This window comes from Pseudoalteromonas sp. MMG022 (assembly GCF_021654245.1).
GTDB classification, from domain to species: Bacteria; Pseudomonadota; Gammaproteobacteria; order Enterobacterales; family Alteromonadaceae; genus Pseudoalteromonas; species Pseudoalteromonas amylolytica.
Genome location: NZ_JAKFZQ010000004.1, coordinates 75,442 through 100,395, shown reverse-complemented (window position 1 = coordinate 100,395; position 24,954 = coordinate 75,442). Strand labels below are relative to the sequence as shown.

The following is a 24,954-nucleotide window of genomic DNA, read 5'->3' as shown; positions in this document are numbered from 1 at the left end:
ACCTGTGAATATCATGGCGAAGCAAAACAAACCGACCCCTGACGAAGAAATCATTTACGTATCGAAAAGCGAGCTCAAGCGCGATGCACAGCAATACCAACAGTTAGCGCAAGATCTCGCCAGTATGCCTAAAAAGCAGCGAGACAAACTCCCATTGAGTGATGATCTACTAGAAGCGATGGTAGTCGCTGACAAGATCCGCCAGAAGAGTGAGGCGTATAGACGCCATATCAACTACATTACTAAAACCTTACGTTTAACCGAAAATGTCGCTGACATTGAAGCTGCCATAGGTCTAATGCTGAATAAAAATAAGCAAGCTGATGTTATGCTTAATAAAATTGAATTAGTAAGAGATGATTTAATCCAACAAGGTGATAGTAAAATCAACGAACTGATAGATGAGTATCCTATGTTAGAACGCCAAAAAATGCGTCAGCTAGTGAGACAAGCCAGTAAAGAAGTGCAGGCAGAAAAGCCCGCTAAAAGTTATAAAGAGCTGTTCCAGTATCTCAAAGAAGCCATGATGCCTTGAGCGCATTAAAAAACCAGCAATATGCTGGTTTTTTAATGTCTTATTCTATCTTTGATAATGAATCAAGCCGTACCGCCTACGGTGATCTCGTCAATTTTAAGGCTAGGTTGTCCAACCCCAACAGGTACACTCTGACCGTCTTTACCACATACACCAACGCCACGGTCTAATTCCAAATCATTACCCACCATTGAAATTTTATTCATCACATCCGGACCATTCCCTATTAATGTAGCCCCCTTGATAGGCTGAGTAATTTTTCCATTTTCGATTAAATAAGCTTCAGAAGCCGAAAATACAAACTTGCCAGAGGTGATATCTACCTGTCCACCACCAAAGTTAGGAGCGTAAATACCTTTTTTCACACTACTGATAATATCGGCCTTCGTGTTGGCACCAGGCAACATATAGGTATTTGTCATGCGTGGCATAGGTAAATGTGCATATGATTCGCGACGACCATTGCCTGTTGGTGCAACCCCCATCAATCGCGCATTGAGTTTGTCTTGCATATAGCCTTTTAAAATACCGTTTTCTATCAACACATTATAACCTGCAGGTGTGCCTTCATCGTCCACATTTAACGATCCGCGACGGTTTGCCATGGTACCATCATCGATCACTGTACATAGGCTAGAGGCGACCTTTTCACCGACTTTGCCACTAAAAGCAGACGCGCCTTTACGGTTAAAGTCCCCTTCTAGGCCATGTCCAACGGCTTCGTGTAATAGTACACCAGGCCAACCCGCTCCTAGCACTACTGGCATGGTTCCAGCTGGTGCGTCCACAGCTTCTAAGTTAACTTTAGCTTGGCGAACCGCCTCTTGAGCATAACCCAGCCAACGAGGCTTCCCTTCAACCAACTCTTTAAAATAACCATAATCTAAACGGGCACCGCCCCCAGCACTGCCTCGCTCACGGCGACCGTTTTTTTCTAGTAGCACTGAACAACTCAGCCTGATTAGAGGGCGAATATCCGTTGCAAAAGTACCATCACTTGCTGCAATAAGCACTTCTTCATAAACAGCTGAAATTGAGCTGACCACTTGTTGTGCGTCGGGTGCCAGCTCTCGAATTGCATTTTCAACTTCCCTCAATAAATCTATTTTTGCTGCATCACTCATACTGGAAATGGGTTGGACAGGGGCAAACTGTTGGCGTACCACCTGTTCACTAAACACCTGAACCTTTTTATCTTCTCCCGCTTGCGCGATACTGCGTGCCGCCATAGCGGCTTTATCAAGCGCTTCGATATTAATGGCATCAGAATACGAGAAACCCGTTTTTTCACCTGCTACAGCTCTGACACCAACACCACGTTCAATGTTATAACTGCCCTCTTTCACCGAGCCATCTTCTAACACCCATGTCTCGTGGTGACTGGATTGAAAGTATAAATCGGCATAGTCTACTTTGTGCTGATGTATATAACTTAAAGTTTGCTCTAATTGCGCTCTATCTAACTGACTCTCGGCCAGCAAATGCTGTTCGACACTATTCATAAAACTCACTCTTAAATCTGTTGTGAACCTGTACCGGCATATCAGTGCGAAGCTTATGTAGCTGCGTTAAGTCCAGCTCTGCGCTAATCACCCCTAATTGTTGCTTTGCATCTGCCAAAACGTCACCCCATGGTGATAATATTAGGCTATGTCCGTAGGTTTTGCGGCCATTTTCATGTGTACCATATTGCGCCGGTGCTACCACAAAACATTGATTTTCTATCGCTCTGGCTTGGAGTAAAGGTAACCAATGTGCAGCCCCAGTCACCGTTGTAAATGCACTTGGCACCAGCAGTATTTCCGCCCCTAAATCGCGCATTGTTTGGTAAAGACCAGCAAAGCGTAGATCATAACATATACTCAAGCCTATTTTGCCGAACGGACTATCAACAACCACAACCTCATTACCTGCGATTGTAAAGCGAGACTCACGATAACCACCACTTCCATCTGCAACGTCAGCATCAAACAGGTGAATTTTGTTATAGCGCCCGACAACCTCTCCAGCTTCATTAAGTAAAAAACTCGCGGCATAATAGCCGTCTTCACTGCCCTTGGTCGCAATGGTGCCCGCACTGAGCCAAATGCGATAACGTCGACACAGCTCACCCAATCGTTCCAACCAATACTGATAGTGTTCAGCAAGTTGTAGCGACTGCTTGGCATCTTGCATAAACGCCAACCAACACTCCGGTAAACACACTAATGTCGGCTCGTTGAGATGGCTCTGCTCAAGCCACTGCTCTAACTGTCTAAAGTTTTGTTCAGGCTCCATTCCTGAACACATTTGTACCGCTATAACACGTGCATTAAATGGCATAATACCCACTCCAAAATATATGATGATGCAGCACAGTTTATAAACTGCTAGCCCGTCACAGGTTTAGGCTCAGGACGGTTCGTGGATTTGGGCTGCTCTGTTATGGCGGGTTTCTCGTCATCCACAGGTGGTTGATTTCTCGCAGCCTGAGGAATTTCAACCTCTCTACTTTTACGATCTATTTCTTTGACAACGGGTTCTTGCATTGTACCCGTCACTTTAAATTTTATCTCGGAAATCACTCGAGCTGAGTGAATGACTTTATCCAATGCTAGGGCAGCTAACCCCGAGACTGGATTTACCATCCATGCCACGATAACGGGAATACTCGACGTCACTTGTGGTGCAACAGCCAGATCATAGTTGATCTCTTGGGTGTTTAGATTAGCATAACCTTGTATGCTTAAATCCGCAGGAACACCATCCAACTTCGTGTCCTTGGTATACGCAATTCCCTTTTCCAATTGCACGCTACCTTTCATTTGATTGTAGAAAAAACCCTTTGAGAACACGTCCCTAAAGTCCAGCTTCAGCTTTCTTATCAGTGAATCTAAACTTAGTAAAGAAAACACGCGGGCGCCTTGGTCGCTTACCTCAGCTAAATGGCCTTCGCCAAGCTCCCAAGTAATTTCACCACCAAGTGTTTCAATATCAAAGTCGTAGGGTGCCCCCTGCCAAGTGAGTTGATAGCTAACATTGGCTCTAGAATCTTTAATCGTAGAAGTAAGATCAAATTCATCAAACAGCTCACCAATATCTTTGCTGTTCATAACTCCTTCAAACTTGCTTACACCGTCAAGCCAGTGCCCAGAACCTCGTAATACATGTTCTTTTTTATCCACCACGATTTCAGATACCGTCAACTGCTTACCATCACCAAACATTGAGGCACTCACTTTATCTAATTGATAACTGTCTAACTTACAATCACTACAATTAAACTCAATGGCAGGGACTCGGGTAAGCCAGTCAAGCTGCTCATTTGGTGATTCGGGACCATCGTGAGACTCTAATAAGTTAATTCTTAAATAATCACTGTCTATGCGTATGGGCCTACTAGAGCCTGATGTTGGTAACAGCGCGGTTATCCTTGCCTCCTTGGCGTTCACACGCATAGTCATACCATCGTTGTTTGGAAACATCCTTACTTCCAAGTCAGTAAATGGAATATTCGCTACCCGAGCAGATGCCGATTGCACTGTTAGCTGCTGTAAAGGTGGTAACACAGGCCTCTCATCTGCGCTGCGTGATGGCAACGAAATGATGCGGTCAATAAACTCAAGCCATGGGTCCAATTCAAGCTGCTGTTGGGTAATTGCAACATGTAGACCTTCACCTACCAGCCCTTTATTATCTTTGCCAACGCTCAGTTGCGCTTGACTCAACTGCGCAGACTCATTATCCAAAATACCGTTAAAAAATAACTTATCCGCTAGGTTAACCGTTATTAAGTTCGAGATGTCATCACCTAACACTTCACCTTGGAGTAACCAAGTTTCATCTTTGCCCTTTTGATAAGGAGTGGGAAACGCGCTTGATACTCCCTCCAAATTTGCATTAAATTTAGCTTTATAGTTGAAACCTTGCTCCGAAAAATTCAATTTCACATTGGTATTTAACGCATTTTCCCCTTGAATAAAACCATCTAATAGCCCCTGTGTATAAGGCACAAGGTGTTGTGATTGTGCGAGCAAAGTGGCATCCACATTCACTGTATAGTTGCTACGATCCCCATCGGCCATAACCTGAATGGAAATAGGCATATCTAACCAGCTTGCATTGCTGTGCATTAACTCAATCTTATCATCCACAAAGTGCAAGATACCTGTCACTCCTGACAACTGCATTCCCGGTTGCTTCAGTAAGATATCAGCCCCATTTAAGTCCACGCTACCGGCAGCACTCACAGCCAAAGTGCGTAAATCGATATCCAGTCTAATCTCAGTGCTCATCTCTCCTTTGCCTTGTACAACATTGAGAATATTAACCAAAGGATCGCTTAAAGGTGTTTTTGCAAAGAAGGGGAGCAATGTTTGTGCATCGGTCGTGTGACTGATATCTACATACAGGTTATCTGCTTGATTAAGGTTAGGGAGCGTAACCACAACCGGCGCGCTCAACTGCTGGTTTATCAAACTCCCAGAGTTGGCATAAATGTCCATGCGCTCATTGGCAAAATGTAACGTCACATCACCATTTTTTAATGCTGGCCAATCCGGAGCAAACAAAAATTCAGCCTGTGTGATATGCGACAGAACTTCAAACTGACCATTTCTATCTTCAAATGGAAACGCAGATAGTGGGCCCGACAGTAATACCTGAGTGTTGAGGAGCTGACCACCTATGATACCGCGATTTAAATAATCAATTAGACTCTGTTGCATAACTGTTTGCGGAAAATAATCACCAGCAGTTTGTGCAGTGCCACCTAGTAATTCTGCATACAAATCTAACTGTGCTACCTCAGCCAGCGTTAAGTGCATTTCAGCCGCTAAGGTAATATCTTGATTATTAAACCATAATGAGTCACTCGTTAAGTGCCATTCATTGTTCAATTGATATAGCTGCAATTCGCCATGAAGTTGCTCATAGGCCAGCGGTTTGGTAAACATATCCGCTGTTTCAAGTTGAGATTGCTCACTAAACAGATTGATGACCGCGGCATTGTTTTGCCATAACATTTCAGCCCGTAAGTTGTTCACTCCTGGGATCCCATTGTGATTCGACCAACCTAATTGCTTGGCATTTAACCATACGTCAAATTGACGCTCAGCATTCCAGCTAATACGCCCTTGTAGTGTGCCATGAACATCCAGCTCAGCAAGGCTATCTACCCAATCCGCCTGTGCCAACAGCGTAAACTGCTTTACTAATTCCAGACTGATGTCATCAAACCATATGCGTCGCAGGTTATCGCTGAACACCCCTTGCAATTTAGCTGGTATAAACTGTTTATCATCCAATGAAAACTCTAATTCTGAACTCGTCAAGTGCCATTGCTTCTCTCGTGGCATAAGTTTCAATTGCCCACGTGTGAGGGCTAGCGAGTGGCGTGCATCTCCCTCCTGCCACTGCATTTGACTTGGTAAAGTGTTAATCGTGACCCCTTGTACCTTACCGTGCTCAAGTCCAAGCCAAAGTTCACCATTCAACTCTGTAGCTATATGTTTTTTCTGTGTTGAGATCTGCTCTGTCAGCCATTCTGCTACATCGACATTTTGTGCTTGCAAGTACACTTGCCCAGCCAAGTCCCGCAAAGTTGAGCCTGTTAGAGATAACCGTGCGGTAAATCGTCCTTGCTGAAGGCCCGGAATAGCCACTTCACCTTCACCTTTGTGGCTATTTGGGCTGTTTTGCCAGATCAAATCATTAAGCAGTAGCGTATGTTGCAAACCACTTTTCATTGTTAAGTTAAGTTGGCTGGACTGAATTGAAAAATGCCCTGTTTCGCCCAAAAATAGGCTTTCGATCAATGATTGCTGCTCAAAATCAGCGCTGTCAGAGTCATTAACTTCAGCTAATTTAGCGACATCAACCTGAGCAGAAAACCCTTCTAAAACAAAGTAGTTCGAGCGAATCTGTAGGTTTCTGAGCGATTCCAGTACATTTAATTGCAGACTGGTTTTTGCAATAGATAGCGCAATCGGGGAGCTTTGATTATCAACGAATGTGAGATTTTCTAGCACCAGCGCGGGGCCTTCACTTTCCCAACTCGCACTGATAGCGCCTATACTGATGTTTACATCCAGTTGCTCGTAGAGTAGCTGTTCAATATCCGAACGATACTCATTGGCGTAGGGCAAGCTATATTTTACAACCGATACCAGTACCGCAAGCGTAACAAGTGTAATAGCAAACACCTGCCATATCTTGCGGATACAAAAAAAACAAAAGGTTTTAACTTGCATGAGACGTTACGTCACCTTACATCATTACGACGTCAAACTGTTCTTGGCTATATAAGCTCTCTGTTTGAATACTGACTTGTTTTCCGATAAAGAGTTCCAATTCAGCCAAATTATGATACTCATCATTAATCAATGCTTCACTCACAGCGGGTGAGGCATAAACCATGAACTTATCAGCATCGTAGGCACGGTTAACACGAACAATCTCTCTTAATATTTCATAACAGACTGTTTCTACGGTTTTTAGCGATCCTCTACCTGAACATGCTGGGCACACATCACATAATATATGCTCCAAACTTTCTCTGGTTCGCTTGCGTGTCATTTCTACCAAACCTAACGCTGATAGCCCATTTATGTTGGCTTTGGCACGATCTTTTGCCAATGCTGTCTCTAATGAGTGTAGCACGCGACGCTTGTGTTCATCTGAAACCATATCAATAAAATCAATTATAATAATACCGCCAAGATTGCGTAATCTAAGCTGTCTTGCAATTGCTGAGGTCGCCTCAACATTGGTATTAAATATGGTTTCTTCGAGATTGCGGTGGCCAACAAATGCCCCTGTATTAACATCCACAGTGGTCATGGCTTCCGTTTGATCTATGATGAGGTAGCCACCCGACTTTAACTCTACTTTACGGTGTAAAGCTTTTTGTATCTCCGTCTCCACATCGAATAAGTCAAAGATAGGCCGCTCGCCAGGATAATATTCAAGCGCTTTACCAAGCAAAGGGACAAACTCTTCTGTGAAGGTTTTTAGCTCTCTGTACGTCAGTTTAGAGTCAACACGAATACGCTCCATGTCTTCCCCAACATAATCCCTAAGCGTACGGAACGCTAAGGTTAAATCTTCATGTAGAATCGCTGCTTTACTGGTCTTTTTGCGACGACTGACAATTTTTCGCCATAGCTTCTTTAAAAATTCAGCATCGTGCTGGAGCTCAGCTTCGCTTGCTCCCTCTGCGGCTGTTCGAACGATAAAGCCACCATTCTCGTCATTGTATGCTGAAACAATCTCTTTTAAACGAGTGCGTTCTTCTTCCGTTTCAATGCGCTGACTTACACCAACATGGGTAGCATCTGGCATAAATACCAAATATCGAGAAGGGATGGTGATATCGGTGGTCAAACGCGCGCCTTTGGTGCCCAGCGGATCTTTAACCACTTGAACCATAATGTATTGACCCTGTTTAACAAGCTCTCGAATATCTTGAACCTTTTTCACCGGCTGCTCGTCAACTCCCTCTTCAAACGAGGCGCTATTAACAATATCCGAAGCGTGTAAAAATGCGGCTTTATCCAGTCCAATATCAACGAATGCAGCCTGCATTCCCGGCAAGACTCGGCTGACTTTTCCCAAATAAATATTGCCAACAATCCCGAGGTTGCCAATACGTTCCACCTGTACTTCTTGCAGCACACCATTTTCAATTAATGCGACTCGACTCTCGCTTGGTGTAACATTGATCAGTAATTCACTACTCATAACTGCCTTCGGTAAATTCTTTAATTAGTTCATCAGTTTCATATAACGGTAGGCCCATGACCGCAAAATAGCTACCTGACAGTCGCGTGACAAATTTACCACCTAACCCTTGGATACCATAGCCTCCAGCTTTATCTAGTGGCTCACCACTATGCCAGTAGTCCTCAAGTTCTTGCTCACTAAGAGACTTAAAGGTGACATCAGTGCACACAACTTTACTAACAATACGCGTGCTGTTTGCTAATGCAATGGCGGTATACACCTGATGTGTTCTCCCAGACAAACGGGCCATTGTTGCCATAAAATCTTGTTTATCTCTGGGTTTTCCTAGGGCTGTGTTGTCTATAACAACCACTGTATCACTGCCTAATACAGGCCTGTCAGTGTAACCTTTAGCGACCGCCATTTGTGCTTTTAAACACGCCAAACGCTCTACATGCGCCAAAGGTGTCTCATCGTTTAGCTGGCTCTCATCGGCATCAACCGAAAATTGAATAAAATCATACCCTAGTTGAGAGAGTAGCTGTTTACGTCTTGGAGAGGCTGATGCCAAATATAGACTTAGGGCCATTAACGTATCCTAAATTGGCGACGGTATTTTCTTAGCAATAAAAAGATCCACGGCCAACATAACATACCGGTAAGCGCTGGCCATAAATAGTGAGGGCTGAAATACACATCAAGTAAAAAGTGATTTAACCAAAACAGCAATAAATGGTACAAGGTTAGGAACAGCCCAACCAACATTGCCTGCTGCCAAATCGAAAAGTTACGTATCTTTTGAAAGTTACTCACCGTTATGTAGATACATATTGAGTAAGTCAAAGAGTTAACACCTAAAGGCGCACCGATTGCCAAGTCCATCAGCAATCCTGCAACCCAAGCCCAGCCAATGTTAACGCGATGGGGAACAGCTAGCGACCAATACATTAACACCAATAGCACCCAATCAGGACGAAATGGTTCAGCTGATATGGGTAATGGCATTAATGCCATTACCAACGCAAGAAATACGGTAAATGCGATAAGAAAGTAATAGCGCTTAATCATGATCTAGACTCTCTTGTGACGTACGTCCCAAAATCAACAATAAGCGGATGCGATCTAGCTGAGCAATCGGCTCAGCGTACACTTGCGCAAAAGGTAAACCTTCGTCTCGATTGAGCTCTGTGACGACGGCTACGGGATATCCTTCAGGGAACGTGCCACCCAGCCCAGATGTAACCAGTACATCACCAATACGCACATCTAAACTATGGGGAACATGAGACAGTTTCAGTTTATTGATCTTCCCTATGCCTTCAACCACGGTACGTACGTCATTACGCAATATGCGCACGGGAGTAGCATGAGTGATATCCGTCATAAGCAACACACGCGAGGTAGTCGTCCCAACCTGTGTGAGTTGGCCGACTAAACCCATTTCATCAATAACAGGTTGGCTTTCGGTAACACCATCAATGGTGCCCCGATTGACCACTACTTGATGGCTATAGGGATTAGAATGTACCGATAGGATTTGCGCCACTAAGCGCGTGCTTTTTTCTCTGGCTGAAGCACCGAGTAATGCTCGCAGTTTTTGGTTTTCCTTTTGTAGGAATTCAAACTGCTGGAGCTTTTCACTTTGCAGCAACTGCTTGCGTCTAAGGGCACTATTTTCTTCACTGAGCTGTTCACGTGTTTGCAAGCTTTTAGCACCACTGTTAAAAGCTTCGTAGGGCATACTTGCCAAATACAACAAAGGACTAACCAAGGTATGTAGGCTAGTCCTAATGAGCGTGCCGCCTTGTGTAAAGCGATCTCCAACGATGAGTATAATACTTAGCATCACTGCGACTGTCAGTCGCAGCTGTAAAGATACCGTTCGGCCAAATAACAGATTCATCAGTCGTAGCTAAATACGTCGCCGCCATGCATATCAATCATTTCTAATGCCTTGCCACCGCCACGCGCTACACAAGTTAAAGGATCATCCGCTACCACAACAGGGATCCCTGTTTCTTCCATAAGCAACCGATCTAAATCTTTAAGCAATGCACCACCGCCCGTTAACACCATACCATGAGCAGAAATATCAGATGCCAGCTCAGGCGGTGACTGCTCTAATGCAACCATCACGGCGCTTACGATACCCATCAGTGGTTCCTGTAAGGCTTCTAGGATCTCGTGCGAGTTCAATGTAAATGAACGTGGTACACCTTCAGCCAAATTACGGCCTCGTACTTCGATAGATACCGGCTCATCACTCTTAAACGCAGAGCCTATTTCATGTTTGATATGCTCAGCAGTGGCCTCACCAATCAAGCTACCAAAGTTGCGGCGTACATAGTTGATAATTGCTTCATCAAACTTATCGCCACCGATTCGCACAGACGATGAATATACAACACCATTTAGCGAGATAATCGCAACTTCTGTCGTACCACCACCAATATCAACCACCATAGAGCCCGTTGCTTCAGATACTGGTAAGCCCGCGCCAATCGCAGCGGCCATAGGCTCTTCAATCAAGTAAACTTCTCGCGCACCAGCTCCCATTGCAGATTCACGAATAGCGCGTTTTTCTACTTGTGTAGCGCCACACGGAACACAAATAAGTACGCGTGGGCTAGGACGCATAAAGTTGTTGTTATGTACTTGTTTGATGAAGTGTTGCAACATTTTCTCAGTAACATAAAAGTCAGCAATAACGCCATCTTTCATTGGCCGAATTGCTTTAATGTTGCCAGGCGTACGACCCAGCATTTGCTTAGCAGCTGTACCCACAGAAGCTACACTTTTTGGTCCACCTGCGCGTTCTTGTCGAATCGCAACAACCGAAGGCTCATTCAAGACAATACCTTCTTCTTTTACATAAATGAGAGTGTTAGCTGTACCTAAGTCAATTGATAGGTCGTTCGAAAATAATCCGCGTAATTTTTTAAACATGAGGCTGGGTAACCTTAAAGAAATACTTTAAATCAAGTGGTGCTTAGCACCACTCATCGTTATATTGTTTTATCGCTCTCGAACCAGTCGAAAGCCTATGTAATTTGCTCTAAAATCCGTTGCTAACTCCAAGCGAGTCGAAACACGGGCCAGACTTGGTGCAAAGTTCCAAGCTCCACCACGTACCGTTACACCACTTTGTGACGCACGCTTTTGTGTCCACTCCCAAACGTTACCAACAGTATCATATAAACCGTAATGATTAGGCGCAAACTCGCCTACAGGTGCAGCGCTTTTATTTGACCACTCACTTCCACACCAACCACAGTTGGCTAGGCTTTTTCCTATTTCATTTCCCCATGGATATTCTGAAGTTGTGCCAGCTCTTGCGGCATACTCCCACTCTACCTCATTAGGTAATCGATATTGCTGTCCATGTTCACCCGACAACCAATTGGCATAAGCCTTTGCATCATCGTAGGACACACACACAACAGGAAAATTCTCAGCTTGCTGATAACCCGGAGTCTGCCAATTGTAGTCTAACTCCCAAATGGGCTCGCCATCTTTGTAGTATGCACAGCCACGGCCTTTTTCAGCGGCAGTCTGGTAGCCTGTACTTTCCACAAAGGCACGAAACTCACCAATCGTGACTTCTTTACTTTGCATTCCGTAAGAGCTACTGAGTACTTTCTCAATCACAGGCCGTTCATTTGCTAAACCATTGCCAACAAGATCGCCCATTTGAAACGACCCTGCAGGTACAATAACGACTTTATTCACAGGTGTGTGCGAGATCACATTTGCCGATTTTTGACTACTTTCTTGCTCGCTTTTTGGTGTCGGTACAGCAATCGACTCAGGCTTTTTTACCAATTTAGCGTTAATCGTTCTTGCTTTGCGAATCGTTACTTTCTTCTTGAATGGTTTGTAGCCCAATTTGCGGATCTCGATATCATACGTACCCGCTGGAAGCTTCACTGAAAGCTTGGTTGAACCATAACTCACACCATTGATGAACACTTCATCATCATACACATTAGAGCGTAGCGTTAACGGCACCATAAGATCTTGCTTGGGCTTTGCTTGAACGGTGTTTGGTGAGCTTGTGACTTCAATTACTGGTGCAGTATTTAAACGCGCTACTTGAATGTTACTCGTTCTAGTTTGAGGGTCTGCAAAATTCAACTGGCTATCTGTGTAAACCGGTGGATAATTTGCCTGATAACTTCCTACCGCTCCCGCCAAAGGCGTGCCGTATTCTGCACAGAAACGATTATCAAGACTTAATAGACTACACAACCTACTATTATTAACATCACCACGCATCGTCACACTAAGGTTTACACTGTAATTACCTTGGCCGCTGAATGCACTGCTTACCACATGACTGTTAATAACCTGTACTTGCGCCCCCGCTAGGTTACGCTTAGGTTCAACAAGACGGTGCTCCGTTAAATTGGCAAACAATTGATCAACAAAACGCTTCGTCGCTTTTTGCAACGCCATCTGCTGACCGCGCTGCTCACAAGCCGCGAGTGTTTCAGTACGCTTACAATTGATCGTATGATCAACGGTAAGTGTGCCCTCACGGGTAAACTCATTTCTTAGACGCTCAACTCGTGCAGTGCTTAACTGATCTTTTAAATTTTCCAGCGTGTTAACTAAAGTGTGCTTGGTCACTCGGATCTGTTCGATATCTTTACGATGCGAAGCTATGGCCGCTAGCTGCAAGGTAATATCATCTTTGTTCTTTTTGTGTTCCATCACCGAGTTTTTATAGCGCGTTTGTGCTTCGGAAATATCAATGGCAGGGTCATCAATTAAACGACGATATAGATCATTCATCGCGTCTAAGGCTTGATTCTTTTCTTTGTCTAAGTCCGATGAACGTGCTCTTAGCATATCTAATTGAGCTTGTAAGCGTGTTTCTTCACTGAGGTGTTTGTCTAATATCTGCGTGTAATTATCTAACTCAGCTTGTTTCACCGAAAGTTCTGATTCAATGGCATTAACCGTTGCAGTGTCTTGTGCCCAAGCGTTGTGTGTCACACTAGCAGCCATCAACGTGGCAGAGACTAAAAAAGATAAAGAAGCAATTCGCATATATTCCATTCCCAAAAACGCGGCAATTATTTGGTCTTTGTTGTTTTTTTATAGTTAGTTCTTAATGCTATGTACTTACAAAGCAAAACACAAGCTTTGCGCCATTAATATCTGAGTTTACAACTATTAACCATAACCTTGCTAGTAATCTAGGTATATTTTCGCGCTTAGCTGTTAGAATTACCGTAAGATATTTTTGATAAACCATCCATTAGTATGAGTTATACGCAATTTAACTTCCCAGAGTCCCCAATACAGATAATTTGTCATCCAATGCTGGTTGAAAAGCAACTGACACTACAAGTAAAAAGAGATGATTTATTGCATCCTCATATTAGTGGCAATAAATGGCGAAAGTTAAAATACAACTTGATTGCCATGCAGCAGCAAAAAAAATCTGCACTGGTTACATTTTCGGGACCATTTTCCAATCATCTCTATGCTGTGAGTATGGCCTGCAAACTTTTTGGCATTGAAGGTCATGTGATAGTACGCGGACCACAGTTAGATGAAAACAACCCCACCATACGGATGGCCCGCGCGTGTGGCGTGAAAATTCACACCGTTGACAGGGCAACGTACCGACTGCGTAATCAGCCTGATTACTTAACCGATTTACAAAATGCCTACCCTCACTGCTATATAATCCCAGAAGGTGGTAGTAATTTAGCCGCCGTACAAGGCGTTAAAGAGCTTGCGCTGAGTTTACCGCAAAGCGATTATGTGCTGTGTGCAACAGGCAGTGGTGGCACACTAGCAGGGCTTATCGCTGGATGTGAAAAACACACGAATGTCATCGGTATCGCAGTATTAAAGCAAGCACAGTACCTTGAGCAAGACATCATCAAGCTGGTACCACAAGCTCAACAGCACACTAATTGGCAGCTGTTATGCGATTACCATAATGGTGGCTATGGAAAATTTTCTGCTGACTTGTGGCAATTTTGCAAAGCAATGAAAACCGCCCACCAGCTACCTTTAGAACCGATATATACAGGGAAACTATTTTTTGCGTTGTGGCAACTTATTGCTCAAGACTTTTTCCCAAGAGGCAGCCGCATAACCGCGATTCATACCGGTGGACTGCAAGGCCTCGATGGGCTACGTTACAGAAAGTTAATACTTGACTAGTTCAAGCTGCTGTAGCAGCTCTGCAAAGTAATAACCTTGCGCGCCATGTACCCCCAAAGATTTCAAACATTCCAGCTCGGCTTGGGTCTCGACCCCCACCGCATACACTTCAATATTTAGCCGTTTTGCTTGATAAATGATTTGTTTAATAATTTTTTGTTGCTGAGGGTTTTGCTGCACCTGATGCACTAATTCAAAGCCCAACTTCACACCCTCTATTAATTGGTTCTCACGTATTGTATTGACCATGAGAGGCGCTGTCACATGATCGATGATTATCCCCGCATTTACCCCTGTGAAGAATAACTGCTGTGCATTAATTTGTTGATTGAACTTGTAATAATCGGCGGCGGGGATTTCAAATAGCAGCTTGTTGACCTTCGCAGCCTGACGCATTTGTGTCACCAGCCAATTAACAAACTCCACATCAAGCCAATTGGCAATATGAATATTAATACTTACATTAGACTTATGAGGCTCCTTAGTGAGGATAGTAATCGTTTGCTGGATAATAGATTTGTCCAACGTTTCTAAATTTTCTTTCGCGTGTAACTGTGGGATAAATTGTTTCGCGGCGATTAACCCCAATTGTGCATGACGCACCCTAAGCAATACCTCATTTTGTATAATATCCTGCTGCTTAAAGCCAAATAGCGGTTGAAAGAAAAGTACAAACTGTCCATTGCTAATACAGCGAATAAAATCTTCTTCGCTGCTTTGCAACATGGATGCATGGTTTTCTTCAAGTGGCATCATATGAACATGTTGCCAAACATTATTATTGGCAATTTCAAGCGCGGCTCTTGCTAGCTGGTAAACATCGGTTTGTACGACATCACGCTGATAAAAACACCCTCCTACTTTTACTTGTTTACGGGACAAATCAGCACGTAAAGTTCGCAGCACACGAAACATGATCTCATGTAACTTTTTGCCTATCTCCATCACGTCCCCCCAAGCGACTCTATCTAGAGTAACCGCCAAAGCGCCTGAATTTAAGTACTTAACGGAGCACGACAAAGAGCTGGGTAACTTTTTATGGATAGCAATAGAAAAGTGATTTTTAACATCCAATGTTTCATCCAGATTGATAGACCAACGAATTAATAAAAATACACTGAATAAACTTTGATCTGCCACTCTTGGATCAACCGCTGACAACGCGCTATTAGCGGGTATTTCTACATTATCATTTGTTGATAAAAAGCGTTTTGGTCTAACTTGATATACCTGCCACCAACGATAGAAAAAGACCAACAAGCCAATAAACAAAATATTGAAGAAGGTAATAATATAAGCATGTTTCTGGTAGGGCTGTTGGTGGAATAATGTCAGTGATAACCCCGCCGCGGTAAATTCACTTGCCCCAGCAGGAACTGGACTCCCTTGAGGTATATATTCAAGGCCATAGCGATGAGCAATATCGGTAATACTTTGGGTTGTTTGTAGCTCTAAAGGTAATAGCGCTACACGCTCAACGACGGTTTGTGCTCGTTGATGTATTTTTAAGTGCAATAAATGAAGTAATAACGCGTTGAGCACCAACAAAATGATCCCCCCCGCTAAGACTGAGTACCAAAGCTTCCTCTTTCCTTTCAACTTCATTAAAGCCACGCTTTTAGCCTTCACCACCCTTTTCACATAGCTTAAGTGTTGTATACAAGGTGCCAAAACTCAAGTATCCGCAGCTGTCATTACGCACTTTTCATTCCGCTTTATCAGAGCCAACTTAGAATTGCGATAAGCTGTTTAATATTACAAAGAAATGGCCAAGTTCAAAAAGCACACTGACATTGAAAAAGGCGAGCTGAGTAAACTAAACAGCTCGCCTTAACAACTTTTATTCGCAGCGCAGTGCCTCTGAAGGTTGCATAAAGACAGCCTTTCGCGAAGGTATAATCACTGCAACCAAGACGACTAGCACTAAACTCCCTAGTACCGCGACAAAAATACTTGCATACGCAAATGTGGTTAATGCCAACACACTTGATACTGCAATTAACATTAAACTAGACAACCCACCACCAATGAGTAACCCAGCTAGCAGTAGCTTACTGCTTTGCTTAATGAACAGCATAATAATATCCTTGTCTGTTGCGCCCAAGGCTCTTCTAACGCCAACTTCCTGAGCTCGTTTTTCCACCGAAAACGCGGTCAATCCATAGATCCCCGTCATTGCCAGTATCAAGGCAAATAGGCCGCTCATAATCACCGTATCTCTAAATGTGGCTACCATTTTCGCTGTTGCTGATGTTTCCATCTCCCAATCTTCAATAGCAACAATATTTAGCTGGCTATCGTTACCATTTAAGATACGGAAAAACCGATCTTCAGCAACTGCTGCATCCACGGCGCGTTTGAAAAAGATAGTTCCGCGTGCTTTTGGAAATTGATAACCCGCCAAGTACAGTTCATCGTACAGTGCCGGCTTTTCAAGTGGGTTATTGGTGATATCACTCACTACGCCAACGACAGTGACCGTGGCAAACTCATCATCCAATGTCACCTGTAACTGCTTGCCAAGCGGCGAGTCATTCCCCCACAAACGATTGGCCATTGACTGGCTAACCATCGCGGTCTTAGCACCGTCTTTCCTATCTCGCGTATCAAGACGACGCCCAGCCAGTAACTTAGGCCCCATAAACTCAGTGCTACCAATCACGGTATAGATAGTCGCTTTCGGTTTATCCGCATCGGTTTTGTAATCAACACCAGAGAGCGCGACAGGTTGGCGCTTATAACTAAATCGTATACCAGCATCAGAGAAAGCCGCGTCTTCACTCAACTGACGCTGCATGCGTTCGAAGAATAATGCTCGCTTTTCATCGGTTGGGTAGTTGTGTAGTGGCAACTCGGCTATTGCAAAATATAACTTGTCATAGTCGTAACCAAGTTCTAGGTCAGTCGCTTTATTCACTTTAAAAGAGATCGCCGTCCCCAGCACCATGATCAAGGTGATGGTGGCAATTTGCGTCACCAGTAAAAAGCGCGACAAGCGACCAATACTAATACTCTGCGCCCCACGCGTACCATCTCTTAGCACCATATTAAAGTCTTGCCTTGCCGCCTTATACGCGGGTAAAAAGCTCGCCACAAAGATAGTAAATAGGGCAAACACCACAGCAGCAACAAACACCGTGATATCAAGCTCCCAACGATACCAAAACGGCAGTTCATTCCCCATAAGCGTATGAAAATAGCTATCAATGAAGTTTAATAACCAGGCCACTAACACCACCGCTAACGCCGTACCTGCTAGCGTGATCAACACCCCTTCCCACATAAGTTGTGACACTAAACGCCAGTGAGGTGCGCCAATTGCGGTACGAATAGCTGACTCTTTGCTGCGCTGAATCGCTCTTGCAAACAATAAATTACCAATATTAATGGCCGCCAGAAGTAAGATAAAAAATGCCACAACATTGAGCACTAATACGGTTAAACGCATAGCGTTATCAATATCAAAGCGTTGATATAAATCCATATCAGCACGGATCAGCTCAATTCCTTTGGGTAGCTTCTCTTTTCGAGCGTTAAATGCTTGTGACGTAATGCTAAAGAACTGTGTTTGTGCTTGCTCAACACTTACGCCAGGCTTTAGACGTGCGAAAAATTCAACTTTTTCCCTATCCAAAATGACTGGATTGAGTATTTGCGCAGGCATCGGTAACCACAGTTGATGCGATATCGGAAAACGATAGCCCTGAGGCATGACACCAACTACTTCCGTTGTCTGCCCACTGACATAAAACGTTTTGCCAATAACCTCTGGATCACCACCAAACTGTCCTTGCCAAATGGCGTAGCTTATCACCGCAACAGGTGTGCTGCCGCGCAGGCTGTCAGACGCCTCTAATGTACGCCCAAGCAGCGGCTGCGTGCGTGATACCTTGAAGATATCAGGCGTTGTTGAGGCCGCTTCAACAATCAGTTGGTTGTTACCAAGCGATACCGATACGGTTTTGTTTTGCCATACTCCATGTTCGGAAAATACCGTAGCATGCTCCCGTAGGCGAGCTGCTTCGTACGCTTCAAGATATCGACTCTCACCAAATTTTTCACTGTGCCACAATAGGGAAGCGCGGTACAACGTCCCTTGATCTTCTATCGGCAGAGGCTTTGAAGTGAACGTGTATAAGAATGCAAACGTAAATAAGCTAACCGCTAAGCCGCCACACAATACAATGATCGTCAACGCGGTAAATTTAGGGGTTTTCTTCAATAGACGCAGCGCATATAGGAGATCCCTAATCACATACATACCGCCGCTCCTTCTGATTGTTTCTTATCAGTACTTGGCTCATTAGGTGCATTTGCAGGTAGTCGAATGCGGCCATCTAAAATTTCTACATTACGGCTGACATTGTCCAATGAACGGGGATCGTGGGTGACCATACAGATAGTGCTCCCCTCTTGGTGCAACTGGTGTAAAATCTCCATCACTGCTGTGGCATTAGTTGAGTCCAAGTTACCTGTTGGTTCATCGGCCAAAATTAATGACGGCTTGTTCACCAAGGCACGCGCTATCGCCACTCTTTGCTGCTGTCCACCTGATAACTGTGATGGAAAGTGGTGGAGCCGATGTTCCATATTGACCTTTTTAAGCACCTCTGCGGCCATGCGCTTGGCCTGCCCTTGAGGCACATCTTTTTGATAGCTCAGTGGCAACATCACGTTCTCTTCCACGGTTAAGTCACTGATCAGGTTAAACGACTGAAAGATAAAACCAATCTGCTGATTTCTCACGCCTGCTCGCTGATCTCTATCCAAATGGGTTACATCAATCCCACAAATTTTAAATGTCCCCGCAGACACCTCATCAAGTAGACCCAAGATTGACAACAATGTTGACTTACCACTGCCTGAAGGGCCGGTGAATGAAACAAACTCACCTTCGTTGATGGTCAAACTGATGTCTGTCAAAGCATGGGTTTCTACATCATCAGTACGAAATGACTTATAAATATTGTTTAGCTCGATCACTGCCTTTGTCATAACAACTCCTAATATTCTTTAAAAATGCAAAATGAATTAATTGAGATACACCGTCTGGTGCTCTGCATAGCTGGAGGTGTCTGACACAATGATTTCATCCCCCTCATTTAGGCCCTCAAGTACCTGTATAAACTTGACCGATGACTGCCCCACTTCAACCTGAATGCGCTGCGCTTGCTTACTGTCTTGGCTGATTTTATAGATTCCCACTACCGCATTAGGCTGCACATGCGCTGGGCGCTGCACAAATGTGGCTCTATCAAACGACAGTGTTGTGATTGACCCTTCAATGCTCAACGCTATGCGTGCCTCAGGTGGCAGTTCATCTAGTAATTTGACATCGACCTGCACCATGCCATTGGTTACCGATGGGTGAATACGCGTCACTTCACCTCTAATTTGATTCTGGCGGGTATCTATCATGACTGGCTGACCCTGTCTCACACTTTGTACCTGTAACTCCTGAACTTGTAGCTCAGCTATCAATTGTGAGTCATCTGCGACGCGTGCCACCAAAGTGCCAATACCAAGCTCCTGCCCAGGTTCCAAATCCATCCCTTGTACAACGCCTTTCGTTCGTGCTCTAACTTGTAATCTCTCTACCTGTTGTTTGGCGTGATCTAAAGCATTTTTAAGGTTCGAAATTCGGGCAGAATCAGCATCGCGTCTCGCGTTCATAATTTCTTCCATTTTCGCAATACGCTTTTTAAACACGCCCATGATTTGCTTTTGTTCATCCACGGAGAAAATCGTTCGTTGATGATCAATTTGCGACACAATACCTGGATGGTTCGCTATCAAGTCTCGCTCCGCATCCAGCTTGAGCATATTGCTTTGATAGGCCAGCTCTGCGAGCAAGGCTTCAGATTGCAATGCTAAGAATTCAGACTCTTGTGATTTCTGACTCGCGAACGCCTCGGATTTAGCCTGTTGATATTCCAGTTCAGCCTGTTCCATCTCTCGCATGAGCAGCGGGTTGCTCAATTGCACTAGCACCTGTCCAGCCTGTACGGTATCACCCGCATCGACCATAACACGGTCAACCACACCGCTTACTTGAGCAGAGATACGTTGAAACTCTTTTGGTCTCAACTCACCGTTACTGCGCACTAATACCTCAAATTTATCCTGTTTAACGGTTGCGGTACGTAATGTTTTGGTATCTACCACATAGGACGCATCACCGAACAAAGGCTTGAGCACGAAATACAAGGCCAAACCAATGACAGGAATAAACCACTGCGCTTTTATTTTGCGCTTTTTCTTCTGTTCTAATTTAATATCCATTTATTTCTCTCTGAAAATAACTTGATAATGAGCACTAGCTGTCAATGTGCGATACGTCACATCTGTGTACAGCCGCTATTGAATTTTTACTGTTCTTGTTGTTTATACATTCCACAAAGTAAGCGGTATGAGCCCCCAAAAACCCATCACCACCATCCATTGCACAAACGCGACGAGTGCCAACAAACTCAAAGTGCTGGCTTGTTTTTGTCGAATGTGCACAACGCACGCAATGACACAAACAACAGGCGCAAACACCGAGGCAAATGCCAATAACACACTGGCAGCGTTGATATCACCGATATGAATGAAGGATTGATTGATAAAAAATGGCACGCAGAGCAAATAGGCCAAATACATGGTAAATGCGATAGCTAAAGGTTCCTTGGTAAGCTTTGAAAAGCGCGCCACAAACACATAACCACCATATAATAAGATGTAGAGTGCGCCTGATAGCCCTAATGCCAAGCTGAGACCTAGACCAATAACACCGAGCTTATCCACCATTTTGTAGGTATTAAAACCGTTGCTTATCATCGGCGTACCATCTGCACTACGCATCAATATGTGTGACGGAGAAACACGCTGCTGCTGTGCATAAAGCCCGTTGCCTAAGGAGCTGAGCACATAATCAGCCGATTGTGCGCTACCAAAAACGAGCTGTTCGCCCCGAGGTTTGAGCACGTAGGTGCTGAATATTTTGTCCAGATAAGTAAATTTTCCATAACGGTAAATAGTGGGCGCGTACCAGCCATACCAATCGGAAGCATCATAAGCTTGCACTGTTATTGGCTCTGGGCTTGCTACCTGTAACTCCTCTACCATTAGTTTGTTGAGCAGCTCATAATTTGCCGTTTCACTATCTGTGTTTGCCATCACAAAGAAGGCCTTATCTTGCTCTGGATACAAACACAACATGCCTTTGAAGCCAGCGGTATTGCCGCCATGACATAAGCCTAATGTTTGGTTTCTGTCACGTCGCCATAAACCTTTACTGCCCCCCATGTGTAAACCAGCTTGATAAGCAGCAACCTCGGCTGGTTGCCCCATCTGGGCAAGCAGTTCAGCATCCACGACAACCTTGCCATCTTGCACCCCATTACCCAGTAAGAAACGAATAAATTTCTCCATATCTGCAACTGTGGTAGTGAATTGACCTGCAGCACGCAAATAGCTCGGCACTGCCGCAAATAACTGACCATGATCTAAATGACCATAAGTGAGTCTCTCATCTTTAAATGGTCCAGCTTGGCTGGTAAATGCCATGGTACTGTCAGACATTTTTAAAGGTTTTAATAAGTAGTGTTGGAGCGCGTCTTCATATCGTTGAGCGGTTACAGCCTCAATCACCATCGCCAGTAAATTGTAACCAAGGTTCGAGTAAGCAAACTGCGAACCGGGCCGGACTTTCACCTCCAGTAGATCAGTATCTTTGAGAAAAACCGTTGCCAATGGCGAGTCAACTTGCGCCTGAGTATTTACCAAGTGCCAAAACCTAGCATCTTGAATACCCGCTGTGTGGTCCAGCAAATGCGCGACGGTAACTGGGTCGGTTTCCCGCCAAGGGTTAACCAACTCAAGCATAGGCAGTATGTCACTCACTTTACTTTCTAACTGCAATTTACCAGCAGATACCAAGGCCAAAACCCCCGTGGCCATCACCGTTTTGGTAATCGACCCAACGTGTGTCTTATGCTGCGTTGTAAGCTTTGTTTGTTCTCGCTGGTTGCTCAACCCGCTTGCACCCAAGGTACTTTTATCACCGTCAACTAATGCCCAGCTGACTCCGACTAACCCCTCCTGTGTCAGTACTTGATTAACTTTCGTCTCAAGTGTTGCTGTTTGCGCATAAGAGTTTTTGGCAAACAGTAGGTATATGAGTGTCAATAAAATTAGCAACCAACGATTCATCATTATCTACCTGCCAATAGCTTTGTACGGTAAATGCATTGCGCAAACAAAGTGATCAAGCCGTAGAATGGTACAACCAGCATCGGCAATCCTGGCTTTTTAAACGCATCCTTATATAAATCTCGAATCGCTGGGTATCTTAGATTTGAGATCTTATGATATGGAGAGCGCCAGCAGTACGGAATAGTCATACCGACTTCATGGTCTACCGGTTGCACTCCATGCCACCAATTTGGTGGGATATACAAGGTGTCTCCCGCCTCTACATCAACCACATATGGTTCAATTTTGTCCGCAAGGTGCGCCATGCAGTTTTCGTCTTTAAGTAAAGCATCTGAATAAAAAATCTCTTTGAGCTCTTTATAATTACCATCATCTGATGGGAATAACGCAACCCGCTTGTTGCCGTGAATTTGGCACATCAGCGTTTCATCCAACACATGTAAATGCCAGTTTGACCCTGCACCTTTGTACACAAACATGCGAGCATCTGGGTAAGCCAGAGGCCTTGGTTTCTTTGCAATAAACGGAAAACCTGTCATGTCTTTTTGTAGCTTTTTAAAACCTTCGGCCTTGAAGCTGACCGGTGCGAATAATACTTCATCTAAACCAGAGCGCATTTCCGTGAGTGCTTGGGCAAAATTATGCTTTTTGGCACTGGCTTTCATTGAGCTGTCGCTGGAAAAGTTCATGTGACGATAGTAGTTCACCTCACTGTCTTTACCCACTTCTTCCAAATAGCCTGGCTGAGGCCACTTTTCATAGGCAGGCCAGTGCTTTAAGCCTCCTTTGATCAGTACTGGTGTATTGGTATTTACAAACTTTTTGGCAAATGTTTTTGCATCCATGTCTTTCGCATCAATGCACGTAACCGTCTTGCCTGTGTCCAATCCCGGAATATTTTTTAATATTCGTTCGTCTATCATGTAATAACTCCTTAATTCTCAATTATTCGTAATTGCTTTTTGTTATTTGTTTTCAAAATGTTGGCTCATTTGCGACTGCAACCTTCTAAAGGCGCCCATCGCACTTAAGATCGCAATAATGGAGAACATGGCTAATCCACATAACACAAAGACCAGACCCATTCCTCGCCCAGGTCCCGTGCCAATCACCCCACCTAATAAATTGGCGAGCATCCCCCCAGGCATCATGCTCGGCTCTAAAAACAGCTCAGCGCCTACGGGGGCTAAAGTGACGGCAAACAACATGGCCACCGTAGCAAAGAAGGCTCGCGCGGCAAATACTCGTCCCTGTACCTCTGGTGCGGTGATGGTTTGCAAAATGGTTTGCGCAACTACCGTACCAATAGGTGCAAACAAAGAGTAAATAAACACTAAAATAGCGATACCCCATGCGTTGGTGAGTGCGCCGCACAACACCATAGTGATACCGGAGGTAAGCGTGGCCACAAACAGCACTTGAATGCGATTCTCACGCGCTGCAAGCTTTCCAGCTATTAGCGCCCCCATTAAACCTGCAAATCCGGCTAAGGTGACTATCCAACCCAGAGCTATGGATGACATAGTGGTTAAAATCATCGGTCTGAACAGCACCATTACTACACCATTTAAAAATGAAATTAGTGATAAAAATGTTATGAGGATCAAGACGTTCTTATCCTTAAACAGTACGCCTAATACTTCCGAACGTAGGTTAAAGATGGCCGCTTTTTCTGATGTGGATGCTTGTGTACTTTCTCCTCGATAAGGTAAGCGTGAAAATACCAAGGTCAGCGTTGAGAACAGGTAAGTTGCGATGCTTGCCAAAATTATCAGCGCAATACCTATCGTTTCTAACAGCCCTACCGCTATCAAAGGAATAATGACGGCGCTAAAGTGAATACTCGACTGTACATATCCGTTTGCTTTGCCGTACAAGTTTTTCGGCACTAGCTGAGAAATAGAGGCGGTGTAAGCAATCTGATGTACCGAGCCAAATGATGAAATGATCGGCGACATCATCATGATAGCCGTCACATTTAATTCATCCCTAAACGCCAGCACACAAAGCACTGCTGAGGCGAGTGTCAGTGCAAATTGACACCCCATCATAATGTTACGTCGCGAAAAGCGGTCACATAGCACGCCTGCTACGGGGGCTAAAAAAAGCGTGGGTAAAAGCTGTGCCACGATAATGCCGCCAAATTGCAGTAGTGATTGAGTTTGTTGATACACCCAAATACTAAAAGCAAAAGCCACCATCTGACTACCAAAGACGGAAATCGCTTGGCCTTTCCAGATCCGTAAAAAATCAGGACACTGTTTTAGCTCATCTACGGATTCGTTCGTGGGTTGCGCATCTAGCAACTCCGCTTGGGTTGCTGTTTGTTTTATTTCCAT

The 24,954-nt window shown here is 44.4% G+C and carries 18 protein-coding genes; 2 read left to right on the top strand and 16 right to left on the bottom strand.

What is annotated here, in order from left to right:
- The first annotated feature begins 10 nt into the window (after positions 1-10).
- Positions 11-535, top strand: a complete 525-nt coding sequence (yjgA, locus tag L1070_RS04890) for a ribosome biogenesis factor YjgA (protein WP_237124833.1) — start codon at positions 11-13, stop codon at positions 533-535.
- Between the two features lie 62 nt (positions 536-597).
- Here the strand turns inward: yjgA and tldD are convergent, their stop codons facing one another.
- From tldD to L1070_RS04845, 9 genes are all read right to left on the bottom strand, one after another.
- Positions 598-2,037: a metalloprotease TldD gene (tldD, locus tag L1070_RS04885; RefSeq protein WP_070983155.1), complete on the bottom strand. Its 1,440-nt coding sequence runs from the start codon at positions 2,035-2,037 to the stop codon at positions 598-600.
- On the bottom strand, positions 2,030-2,857 hold the full coding sequence (locus L1070_RS04880; protein WP_237124696.1) for a carbon-nitrogen hydrolase family protein: 828 nt from the start codon (positions 2,855-2,857) through the stop codon (positions 2,030-2,032). Before L1070_RS04880 ends, tldD begins: the two co-directional genes overlap by 8 nt.
- 47 nt (positions 2,858-2,904) lie before the next feature.
- Complete coding sequence (locus L1070_RS04875) at positions 2,905-6,765, bottom strand: YhdP family protein (RefSeq protein WP_237124695.1); 3,861 nt, start codon at positions 6,763-6,765, stop codon at positions 2,905-2,907.
- Between the two features lie 16 nt (positions 6,766-6,781).
- Entirely contained in the window at positions 6,782-8,254 is a 1,473-nt protein-coding gene (gene rng / locus L1070_RS04870; protein ID WP_070983152.1) for a ribonuclease G, read from the bottom strand.
- Entirely contained in the window at positions 8,247-8,825 is a 579-nt protein-coding gene (locus L1070_RS04865; RefSeq protein WP_237124694.1) for a Maf family protein, read from the bottom strand. The genes rng and L1070_RS04865 overlap by 8 nt, the downstream gene beginning before the upstream one ends.
- Complete coding sequence (gene mreD / locus L1070_RS04860) at positions 8,825-9,304, bottom strand: rod shape-determining protein MreD (protein ID WP_070983150.1); 480 nt, start codon at positions 9,302-9,304, stop codon at positions 8,825-8,827. Before mreD ends, L1070_RS04865 begins: the two co-directional genes overlap by 1 nt.
- On the bottom strand, positions 9,297-10,139 hold the full coding sequence (gene mreC / locus L1070_RS04855; RefSeq protein ID WP_237124693.1) for a rod shape-determining protein MreC: 843 nt from the start codon (positions 10,137-10,139) through the stop codon (positions 9,297-9,299). The genes mreD and mreC overlap by 8 nt, the downstream gene beginning before the upstream one ends.
- Positions 10,139-11,182, bottom strand: a complete 1,044-nt coding sequence (locus L1070_RS04850) for a rod shape-determining protein (RefSeq protein WP_070983148.1) — start codon at positions 11,180-11,182, stop codon at positions 10,139-10,141. Before L1070_RS04850 ends, mreC begins: the two co-directional genes overlap by 1 nt.
- A gap of 69 nt (positions 11,183-11,251) precedes the next feature.
- Entirely contained in the window at positions 11,252-13,288 is a 2,037-nt protein-coding gene (locus tag L1070_RS04845; RefSeq protein WP_070983147.1) for a formylglycine-generating enzyme family protein, read from the bottom strand.
- 216 nt (positions 13,289-13,504) lie between these two features.
- Between L1070_RS04845 and L1070_RS04840 the strand changes: the two genes are divergently transcribed.
- A complete protein-coding gene (locus tag L1070_RS04840) occupies positions 13,505-14,419 on the top strand; it encodes a pyridoxal-phosphate dependent enzyme (RefSeq protein ID WP_237124692.1) in 915 nt (304 codons plus the stop codon).
- Here the strand turns inward: L1070_RS04840 and L1070_RS04835 are convergent.
- The 7 genes from L1070_RS04835 to L1070_RS04805 all read right to left on the bottom strand — a co-directional run bounded on the left by L1070_RS04835 (position 14,405) and on the right by L1070_RS04805 (position 24,954).
- Positions 14,405-16,024: an EAL domain-containing protein gene (locus tag L1070_RS04835; protein WP_237124832.1), complete on the bottom strand. Its 1,620-nt coding sequence runs from the start codon at positions 16,022-16,024 to the stop codon at positions 14,405-14,407. The two genes, L1070_RS04840 and L1070_RS04835, sit on opposite strands and share 15 nt — an antisense overlap.
- Positions 16,025-16,259: 235 nt before the next feature.
- Positions 16,260-18,680, bottom strand: coding sequence for an ABC transporter permease (locus L1070_RS04830; protein WP_070983144.1), 2,421 nt, complete (start codon positions 18,678-18,680; stop codon positions 16,260-16,262).
- Positions 18,671-19,414: an ABC transporter ATP-binding protein gene (locus L1070_RS04825; RefSeq protein WP_083330396.1), complete on the bottom strand. Its 744-nt coding sequence runs from the start codon at positions 19,412-19,414 to the stop codon at positions 18,671-18,673. The genes L1070_RS04830 and L1070_RS04825 overlap by 10 nt, the downstream gene beginning before the upstream one ends.
- Positions 19,415-19,450: 36 nt before the next feature.
- On the bottom strand, positions 19,451-20,701 hold the full coding sequence (locus tag L1070_RS04820; RefSeq protein ID WP_237124691.1) for an HlyD family efflux transporter periplasmic adaptor subunit: 1,251 nt from the start codon (positions 20,699-20,701) through the stop codon (positions 19,451-19,453).
- A gap of 102 nt (positions 20,702-20,803) precedes the next feature.
- Entirely contained in the window at positions 20,804-22,615 is a 1,812-nt protein-coding gene (locus L1070_RS04815) for a serine hydrolase domain-containing protein (RefSeq protein WP_237124690.1), read from the bottom strand.
- Positions 22,615-23,538, bottom strand: a complete 924-nt coding sequence (locus L1070_RS04810) for a cupin-like domain-containing protein (protein ID WP_237124689.1) — start codon at positions 23,536-23,538, stop codon at positions 22,615-22,617. Before L1070_RS04810 ends, L1070_RS04815 begins: the two co-directional genes overlap by 1 nt.
- Before the next feature lie 42 nt (positions 23,539-23,580).
- Positions 23,581-24,954, bottom strand: coding sequence for an MFS transporter (locus L1070_RS04805; protein ID WP_070983140.1), 1,374 nt, complete (start codon positions 24,952-24,954; stop codon positions 23,581-23,583).

Excerpts from the sequence above, each read along its gene's own strand:
- tldD (WP_070983155.1), bottom strand. The coding sequence starts at position 2,037 with ATGAATAGTGTCGAACAGCATTTGCTGGCCGAGAGTCAGTTAGATAGA.
- L1070_RS04880 (WP_237124696.1), bottom strand. The coding sequence starts at position 2,857 with ATGCCATTTAATGCACGTGTTATAGCGGTACAAATGTGTTCAGGAATG.
- L1070_RS04875 (WP_237124695.1), bottom strand. The coding sequence starts at position 6,765 with ATGCAAGTTAAAACCTTTTGTTTTTTTTGTATCCGCAAGATATGGCAG.
- rng (WP_070983152.1), bottom strand. The coding sequence starts at position 8,254 with ATGAGTAGTGAATTACTGATCAATGTTACACCAAGCGAGAGTCGAGTC.
- L1070_RS04865 (WP_237124694.1), bottom strand. The coding sequence starts at position 8,825 with ATGGCCCTAAGTCTATATTTGGCATCAGCCTCTCCAAGACGTAAACAG.
- mreD (WP_070983150.1), bottom strand. The coding sequence starts at position 9,304 with ATGATTAAGCGCTATTACTTTCTTATCGCATTTACCGTATTTCTTGCG.
- mreC (WP_237124693.1), bottom strand. The coding sequence starts at position 10,139 with ATGAATCTGTTATTTGGCCGAACGGTATCTTTACAGCTGCGACTGACA.
- L1070_RS04850 (WP_070983148.1), bottom strand. The coding sequence starts at position 11,182 with ATGTTTAAAAAATTACGCGGATTATTTTCGAACGACCTATCAATTGAC.
- L1070_RS04845 (WP_070983147.1), bottom strand. The coding sequence starts at position 13,288 with ATGCGAATTGCTTCTTTATCTTTTTTAGTCTCTGCCACGTTGATGGCT.
- L1070_RS04840 (WP_237124692.1), top strand. The coding sequence starts at position 13,505 with ATGAGTTATACGCAATTTAACTTCCCAGAGTCCCCAATACAGATAATT.
- L1070_RS04835 (WP_237124832.1), bottom strand. The coding sequence starts at position 16,024 with ATGAAGTTGAAAGGAAAGAGGAAGCTTTGGTACTCAGTCTTAGCGGGG.
- L1070_RS04830 (WP_070983144.1), bottom strand. The coding sequence starts at position 18,680 with ATGTATGTGATTAGGGATCTCCTATATGCGCTGCGTCTATTGAAGAAA.
- L1070_RS04825 (WP_083330396.1), bottom strand. The coding sequence starts at position 19,414 with ATGACAAAGGCAGTGATCGAGCTAAACAATATTTATAAGTCATTTCGT.
- L1070_RS04820 (WP_237124691.1), bottom strand. The coding sequence starts at position 20,701 with ATGGATATTAAATTAGAACAGAAGAAAAAGCGCAAAATAAAAGCGCAG.
- L1070_RS04815 (WP_237124690.1), bottom strand. The coding sequence starts at position 22,615 with ATGATGAATCGTTGGTTGCTAATTTTATTGACACTCATATACCTACTG.
- L1070_RS04810 (WP_237124689.1), bottom strand. The coding sequence starts at position 23,538 with ATGATAGACGAACGAATATTAAAAAATATTCCGGGATTGGACACAGGC.
- L1070_RS04805 (WP_070983140.1), bottom strand. The coding sequence starts at position 24,954 with ATGGAAATAAAACAAACAGCAACCCAAGCGGAGTTGCTAGATGCGCAA.